An 8,298-nucleotide genomic window follows, 5' to 3' on the forward strand; every position below is an offset into this window, starting at 1 on the left:
TTTTAGTTTTGAGTAATGAGTTATGAGTGATGTGTAATAAAAAAGTAAGTATTCAAAATAGTTTCAAATACTTACTTTATATTTCAAAATAAGTTCAACTTAAAACTTATTACGTATAACTCAGAACTATATTTTATAATTCGAAATCTAAACTAACTCCTAATTTTTTTGCAATTATAGAGTTTACTCTATTTGAGATTTGTGGAATTTGCACATGTCGCAAAGCGTCTGCAGCAAAGGCATACAATAACATTGCTTTCGCTTCTTTTTTTGGAATACCACGTTGTTGCATGTAGAATAAAGATTCTTCTTCTAATTGCCCAACTGTACATCCGTGAGAACATTTTACATCATCAGCAAAAATCTCTAATTGAGGTTTTGTATTAATTGAAGCTCCATCAGATAACAAAACATTATTATTTTGTTGGAATGCATTCAATTTTTGTGCTTCTTTGTGTACATAGATTTTACCATTGAAAACTCCTTGCGCTTTCTCATCGTAAATCCCTTTATACAATTCGTGCGATTCACAATTCGGGAAATTATGTTCCACAAATGTATGATGATCGATATGTTGTTTACCATCAATCACAGTAATTCCGTCCATTACAGAGTTACAATTTTCTCCATTTTGGAAGAAATTCAAATTGTTACGTACAATTTTTCCTCCAAAAGCAAATGTAAATACATTGGCACGAGAATCTCTTTCTTGGTTGATATATGTATTGTCAACTAAAGAAGCATCGTTAGAATCATTTTGGAATTTGTACCAATGAATTTCAGAATTACGTCCAACATTCACCTCCGAAACAACATTTGTTAAATTTGCTTTTTCGTCTAATGTTTGATGTCTTTCGATAATTTGAACTTGCGCATTATCTCCAACTACAACCAAATTACGTGGTTGATACATCGCTTCTTGAGAAGCTCCTGTAGAGAAATAAACAATCTGAATTGGCTTAGATAAAATCACATTATTTGGAACATAAATATAAGTTCCATCTTTTGCAAAAGCAGTATTTAAAGCAACTAAACTTTCGTCTTTTTTCGCAATTTTTCCGTAATAATTCTCAATTACAGCTTGATGAGTTGTTTTATGCATTGCGCTTGACAAGACACAAATATCAGCTTCATCATGTGTTGTATTTGACAAAAACGAAGAATATTTTCCGTTAATGAATACGATTGTATATGTATCAATATCATTAATCAAATATTTCTTGATGTCTTTGTACTCTACTGCAACTTCGTCTTCTGGGAACAATTTGTAATCCACCTTCAACAAAGGAGCAAGATTTGTATATTTCCATTCTTCGTCTTTACGTGTCGGAAAACCTTTTTGATTAAAGATTTCGATGGCTTCTTGACGTAAACCTTCGATTCCTTTATTCACTTTATTTTTTTCGTTGAACACTAAATGACGAGAAACTAAATTTTCTTTTAAATCAATCATCTTTATAAGATTTTAGATTTTAGATTTCAGATTTTAGATTTCAGACTTCAGATTTTAGATTTAGATTCTGGATTTAAAAATATTTTATAACCACTTTCTAACTTCTAATATCTGCTATCTAACTTCTAATATCTAACTTCTAAATTAATTAGATTCCTGCTTCTTCTTTTACCCAGTCGTAACCTTTTGCTTCTAATTCTAAAGCTAATTCTTTACCACCAGATTTAATGATTTTTCCATCTGCTAAAACGTGTACAAAATCAGGAACGATATAGTCTAATAAACGTTGGTAGTGTGTAATTACTAACACTCCATTGTTTTCATTTTTGAATTCGTTTACACCATCCGCAACAATACGTAAAGCATCAATATCTAAACCAGAATCAGTTTCATCTAAGATGGCTAATTTTGGGTTTAACATTAACATTTGGAAAATTTCGTTACGTTTTTTCTCACCTCCAGAGAAACCTTCATTAAGTGAACGAGATAAGAAATCTTTTTTGATTCCTAATAATTCTGCTTTTGCACGAATTTCTTTTAACATTTCTGAAGCTCCCATTTCTTCTAAACCTTGCGCTTTACGCGTTTCGTTGATAGAAGTTTTGATGAAATTTGTTACAGAAACTCCAGGAATTTCGATTGGATATTGGAAAGACATAAAAATTCCTTTTTGTGCTCTTTCTTCTGGTGCTAATTCTAAGATTGATTCATTGTCAAACTCGATATCACCATCCGTTACTTCGTAATCTTCTTTACCTGTAATAACGTTAGATAAAGTTGATTTTCCTGCACCATTAGGTCCCATAATCGCGTGAACTTCACCTGGATTAATTTGAAGGTTTAAACCTTTTAAAATTTCGCGCTCTTCGATACGAGCGTGTAAGTCTTTTATATTTAATAACATAATCTAATTTGTAAATTAGTTAATGTGATAATTTTCTAATTATCTTGATTTTGATGTACTTATTATTTTATTCACAATTTTAGAAATGTTTACCAATTTATCAGATAAACTTTCTGTATTTGGATAATTTTTAGATAATTGACATAATTCTAACCAATACTTGGTTTCATCAATTTCTTTTGCTGCAATCTTAAACTTGTGAATAAAATCATTCAAGCTTTCAGCGTTTTGAGCTTCTCTAATATTTGCTCCTATTGAAGTTCCTGATTTTAATAATTGATTTGAAATAACAAATTTCTTATCCAATTCAAGTTCTTCACAATATTCTATAATTAATAGTGAAAATTCTAAAGTTAATTTTAAAATGATATTATCTTTTTCCATCATTAACTCATTAACAAATTATCACATCAACTCATTATTAATAACTATCCTACAGAACCTTCTAATGAGATTTCTAATAATTTTTTCGCTTCAACGGCAAACTCCATTGGTAATTTGTCTAATACTTCGCGGCTAAATCCGTTTACGATTAATGCAATCGCTTTTTCAGTATCGATACCACGTTGATTACAATAGAACAATTGATCTTCACCAATTTTAGAAGTTGTTGCTTCGTGTTCTAATTGAGCCGATTTATTTTCGATTTCGATGTAAGGGAAAGTATGCGCACCACACTCGTTACCCATCAACAATGAATCACATTGAGAGAAGTTACGTGCTCCTTCAGCGTTTTTCATCACTTTCACCAAACCACGGTAAGAGTTTTGAGATTTACCAGCAGAAATACCTTTCGAAATAATTGTCGATTTCGTATTCTTACCGATGTGAATCATTTTTGTTCCTGTATCCGCTTGTTGATAATTATTTGTTACCGCAATTGAGTAAAACTCACCTACCGAATTATCTCCTTTTAAGATACAAGATGGATATTTCCATGTTACCGCAGAACCTGTTTCAACTTGCGTCCACGATACTTTTGCATTTTTCTCGCAAACTGCACGTTTTGTTACAAAGTTGAAAACTCCACCTTTTCCTTTATCATCACCAGGATACCAGTTTTGTACAGTAGAATATTTGATCTCAGCATCATCCATAATGATTAACTCAACCACAGCAGCGTGTAATTGGTTTTCATCACGCATTGGCGCTGTACAACCTTCTAAATACGAAACATAAGCACCTTCGTCCGCAATTAATAAAGTACGCTCAAACTGTCCTGTTCCTGCAGAGTTGATACGGAAATACGTTGATAATTCCATTGGACAACGAACACCTTTTGGAATATAACAGAATGATCCGTCCGAGAAAACTGCCGAGTTTAAAGCTGCATAAAAGTTATCTGTTGGCGGAACTACTTTACCAATGTATTTTTTCACCAATTCTGGATGTTCTTTAATTGCTTCCGAAATTGACATAAAAATAATTCCTTTTTCTGCTAATGTTTCGCGGAAAGTTGTTTTTACTGAAACTGAATCAAAAACCACATCAATCGCAACTCCAGACAAACGTTTTTGTTCATCTAAAGAAATTCCTAATTTCTCGAAAGTCTTTAATAATTCAGGATCAACTTCGTCTAAACTTGCTAATTCTTTCTTTGGTTTTGGAGCTGCATAATACTGAATAGCCTGAAAATCTGGCTTTTCGTAAGTTACGTTTGCCCATTCTGGTTCTTCCATTTTAACCCAAGCGCGGTAAGCTTCCAAACGCCATTCCGTCATCCACTCAGGCTCCTCTTTTTTGGCTGAAATAGCACGCACGATATCTTCATTCAATCCAACTGGGAATTCTTCATATTCCATTTCAGTCGTCCAACCAAACTCATATTGCTTTTGGCTAGCAAGATCTTCACGTAGATCGTCTTCTGTATATTTTGTGTTACTCATCTTATTATTTATAAAATGTATAGGTAAAATTAAACTGTAAAGGTTGCTGTTTATCAGCTTTATTTCCTAAAAATTTGAATTCTTTTAATCGTTGATTTTGATCTAAAATCACCTCAAATTGTGGTTGATTATTTTTCGAAATCTGATATTTATTTTGAGCAAATAATTTAATTTCTGACCAAGGTCCTTCTACCAAATTAATTTTTTCTGTTTTTGGCGCAACATCTGGTGTATATTCTTTTATTTTGAATGGCACCTTAAATGTTGAACTGCTATAACAAATCTTATTAATGTCTTGACCTAATGATTTTGTAATTCTACAATCGTGCATTAATCGGTCTTCGAAACCAATTTTCTGATCCATATAGGTTTTCTTCAACATCACATCTCCTTCTAACCAAATGATATCAAAAAGTTTATTTCCGTTTTTGACATACATATTTTCTTGGTCGTAAAAGAATTGATTTGTTTTTGCTTCACTTCCTTTTCTTGCAATTGTTTCGACAGAAATTACACCATCTTTGTACGTATAACTTACTTTAGTTGGTGTTGCAACCTCATCTGTCAATTCAAAATCAAGAAGATTTCCTGTCGCATCATAATTTGCTTTGTACGCAACTTTTTTGTTTGATGCATTGGTAATGGTGATTGTTTTGATTTTTGATTCGTCTAAATCCAACGCTTTTATAAAAGGTTTTACATTAAACAAACCGAAAAATAGTTGTTCTGAATAAGCTTTATTCAATTTTTTTGAAGATTCGGTTGGTTGAAAAACCATCAAATCTTTTTCTACAATTGTATTTTGTCCAAAAGCAACAAAACCAATCAAAAACGTAACGAATAAAGCTATTTTTTTCATCTTAAACAGCAAAACTTTCTCCACAACCGCACGTGCGCGATGCATTTGGATTATTGAATACGAAACCTTTTCCATTCAATCCTCCTGAATATTCTAATGTCATTCCAACAAGGTATAAAAATGATTTTTTGTCAACCAAAATTCTTACGCCATTGTCGTCAAACAATTTGTCATCTGCACTTTGTTCTTTCGTAAACTCTAAATTATAGTTTAAACCTGAACATCCTCCACTCGTAACTCCTACACGAACAAAAGATTCTTCGATAGAAGTTCCTTCTTCTTGTAAAAGTGAAATTATTTTATTTTTTGCTGATTCTGAAACCTTAATCATTTGATTCTAATTTTATATTGCAAAGGTACTTATTTAAAATGACTTCAAATAATGAACGATATAAATATTAACAATCGCTTAAGTTATATTATTTATCGCCAACTTACAATTGGATCAAATTACTTCAATCCCAATTTGTTTCGTGTACGTTTCAATACTTTTTGTGCAACACCTCTTGCTTTCAATGCTCCATTTTCTAAAAATGCATCCAAAGTCACTTTATCATTCATCAATTCATCAAACTTAGTACGCGCATCAGCATATTTCTCTAAAATCAATTCGTATAAAGCCTGTTTTGCATGACCATATCCGTAACCTCCATTCAAATAATTTTGACGCATTTCCTCTATTTGTTCTGGCGTTGCCAATAATTTGTATAAAGCAAAAACATTGTCTGTATCTGGATTTTTTGGATCTTCTAATGGCGTTGAATCCGTTTCAATCGACATTACTTGCTTGCGCAATTGTTTTTCTGGTAAGAAAATATTGATGAAATTATTTCTTGATTTAGACATTTTGTTTCCATCAGTTCCTGGAATCAACATAATATTTTCGTCGATTGCAGCTTGTGGTAAAACAAAATTTTCTCCCATTTGGTGATTGAATTTTTCGGCAACACTACGTGTAATTTCTAAATGTTGCAATTGATCTTTCCCAACAGGTACAACTTCAGCATCATACAATAAAATATCCGCAGCCATCAAAATTGGATAGGTAAATAATCCTGCATTTACATCTGCTAAATAATCTGCTTTATCCTTGAAAGAATGCGCTAAAGTAAGACGTTGAAATGGAAAAAAGTTCAATAAATACCATGTTAATTCTGTTGTTTCAGTCACATCAGATTGACGGTAAAAAACTACTTTCGAAGGATCTAAACCTAATGCCAGCCAAGTTGCAGCCACTTCGTATGTATTTTGTTTTAACACTTCCGCATCTTTAATTTGCGTTAAAGCGTGTAAATCAGCAATAAAAATGAAAGAGTCATTTCCTTCTTTCTCCGTTAATTCGATTGCGGGAGAAATTGCTCCTAAAATATTTCCTAAGTGCGGAGTTCCAGTAGCTTGAACTCCTGTAAGTATTCTTGGCATTTGTTTAAAAATTTAAGGAACAAAGATAAACTTAATCAACGAAATGCACCAATTGTAATGAGAAGTTTATTTGAATTAATTGACAAGAATGACGAAAAACATATGGATCAACTAAAAAAGCTTCCCTATTTGTCGAAATGGCCAAGAAATTGTGCGACCCACTTTTTTGATGAAATGTGATTTTCTATAGTAAACTACTTCACCTAAAAGAACATCACCTGTTTCAGTTTTTATATTCTGACATATAGAAGGATTTGTAAAAGTAAACTCTTTAATTCCATAACTATCATATTCTAAAGTATAAGAATCTTGATTAATCGGAACTTTTATTTTAAACTCACCATTTTCATTTGTATATACAATCTTTTTCGAATTTTTAAGATTTACTGGAATATCATATTCTGGAAAACCATTACCATCATTAATAATTCCTTGAACAACAATCGAATCATTCTCAGTTTGTGCTTTTGTGATTGATGAAAAGCTTAAAAATCCAACTAAAGAAGAAAGTTGTAACCATCTTTTGGATTGATTAGAAATAGATTTTGAAGCTTCATATGAATTAAATTGTTCTAATTTTCTGGTTTTTATTTTTACACAAGCAGTAGGATTATCATTCAGAAAAGTTTTTAATTCTTTGAATGAATAATGATCTAAATCGTGAACACATTTCGAACAAACATCACAAAACTTTTGTTGCGCGTTTGCATCAGCCATTTCGTTCCAATTTTTATTACATTTTTTATCAATTTGTAGCTGCATAAAAATCTACTTTTCAATAAAATTAAACTTTTTTCGAAATTTTTCAAACCTCAACCAACCTTTTTGCAAAAAGATGAATCTATAAAGAAAAAAGATTCATTAACCTTAAATTATATTGATATGAGTAACAAAGCTTTTTTAGACATTCTTTTCGAAAATCGAAACAAAGAATATGGTGCGTATCAACTAAGACAAGTTGCAAGCCAAGATTTGATGAAGTCTCTTTTTGTTGGGATTGGTATTGTTGCATTAATTACTGGTGGAACTATTTATGCAAATAATAAAACAATGAATAATGAAATAACAAAAAAAGATGATGGTGTAATTGTTATTTTAGATAATGTGACTCCTCCTGATAAAAAAATAGAAGAAGTAACTCCTCCAAAAGAAGATCCACCGATGGAAGAAAAAACAATTCAATTGAAAACAGATCAGGCGAAACATATTATTCCAACTCCAACAGAGAGTCCGAAAGTTGAAGAAACTATAAAATCTGTTGACGAACTGAAAAAAGTAGATTTAGGTCTTTTTGAAAGAGAAGGAGATCCTTCTAAAGGTCAAGTTGGTGGTGGAGAAGTAAGTGATACAGGTAGCAATGTTGGCGGAGCGAACAAAAAAATTCCAGAAGGTTCAACACCGATAAAAGACCCTGTAAAACCTGATGTTGCAATTACAGCGAAAAATGCTGCGGTGATGGCAATTTATCCTGGTTGCGAAAGTGAAAGCAAAAAAGGAAATGCTGCATTGACAAAATGTATGAGTGATAAAATCTCGAAAGAATTGGGTGGAGAATTAAGTGATTTTGCCGAAACTGCTTCTCGAAATAATATTGGTTCAGCAGTTGCAAAAATGCAATTTATTGTAAACAAAAATGGAGAAATTTCACAAGTAAAACCATTAAGCGGAAGTAATCAAGATTTAGGGAAAGAAGCTAAATCTGCGTTGGAGCGTATCAATAAACAAATTCTAAGAAAAGGTAAAAAAATAACACCGACACTATCCCACGAAGTGT

The 8,298-nt window shown here is 31.9% G+C and carries 9 protein-coding genes; 1 reads left to right on the top strand and 8 read right to left on the bottom strand.

What is annotated here, in order from left to right; translation table 11 throughout:
- Positions 1 to 133: 133 nt before the first annotated feature.
- The 8 genes from sufD to B4J88_RS06025 all read right to left on the bottom strand — a co-directional run bounded on the left by sufD (position 134) and on the right by B4J88_RS06025 (position 7,286).
- Positions 134 to 1,453, bottom strand: coding sequence for a Fe-S cluster assembly protein SufD (sufD, locus tag B4J88_RS05990; RefSeq protein WP_291066822.1), 1,320 nt, complete (start codon positions 1,451 to 1,453; stop codon positions 134 to 136).
- Between the two features lie 148 nt (positions 1,454 to 1,601).
- The gene (sufC, locus tag B4J88_RS05995; protein ID WP_219035199.1) at positions 1,602 to 2,357 is read right to left on the bottom strand and encodes a Fe-S cluster assembly ATPase SufC; all 756 of its coding nucleotides are present in this window, start codon (positions 2,355 to 2,357) and stop codon (positions 1,602 to 1,604) included.
- 39 nt (positions 2,358 to 2,396) lie between these two features.
- Positions 2,397 to 2,741, bottom strand: a complete 345-nt coding sequence (locus B4J88_RS06000; protein ID WP_219035200.1) for a four helix bundle protein — start codon at positions 2,739 to 2,741, stop codon at positions 2,397 to 2,399.
- A 44-nt stretch (positions 2,742 to 2,785) separates the two neighbouring features.
- On the bottom strand, positions 2,786 to 4,243 hold the full coding sequence (gene sufB, locus B4J88_RS06005) for a Fe-S cluster assembly protein SufB (protein ID WP_114999857.1): 1,458 nt from the start codon (positions 4,241 to 4,243) through the stop codon (positions 2,786 to 2,788).
- Positions 4,244 to 4,247: 4 nt separating this feature from the next.
- Entirely contained in the window at positions 4,248 to 5,102 is an 855-nt protein-coding gene (locus B4J88_RS06010) for a hypothetical protein (RefSeq protein WP_291066824.1), read from the bottom strand.
- A 1-nt stretch (position 5,103) separates the two neighbouring features.
- Positions 5,104 to 5,433: a HesB/IscA family protein gene (locus B4J88_RS06015; RefSeq protein ID WP_180906272.1), complete on the bottom strand. Its 330-nt coding sequence runs from the start codon at positions 5,431 to 5,433 to the stop codon at positions 5,104 to 5,106.
- 119 nt (positions 5,434 to 5,552) lie between these two features.
- Positions 5,553 to 6,524 carry a tryptophan--tRNA ligase gene (gene trpS, locus B4J88_RS06020; protein ID WP_221854568.1) on the bottom strand — a complete coding sequence of 324 codons (972 nt, stop codon included), beginning with the start codon at positions 6,522 to 6,524 and terminating at the stop codon, positions 5,553 to 5,555.
- 111 nt (positions 6,525 to 6,635) lie between these two features.
- On the bottom strand, positions 6,636 to 7,286 hold the full coding sequence (locus B4J88_RS06025; protein WP_291066826.1) for a hypothetical protein: 651 nt from the start codon (positions 7,284 to 7,286) through the stop codon (positions 6,636 to 6,638).
- A gap of 63 nt (positions 7,287 to 7,349) precedes the next feature.
- Between B4J88_RS06025 and B4J88_RS06030 the strand changes: the two genes are divergently transcribed.
- Positions 7,350 to 8,298: energy transducer TonB (locus B4J88_RS06030; RefSeq protein WP_291066828.1), on the top strand; the 949-nt coding region annotated here is incomplete at its 3' end.

Origin of the sequence: Empedobacter sp. UBA5036 (assembly GCF_002415215.1) — a bacterium.
GTDB classification, from domain to species: domain Bacteria; phylum Bacteroidota; class Bacteroidia; order Flavobacteriales; family Weeksellaceae; genus Empedobacter; species Empedobacter falsenii_B.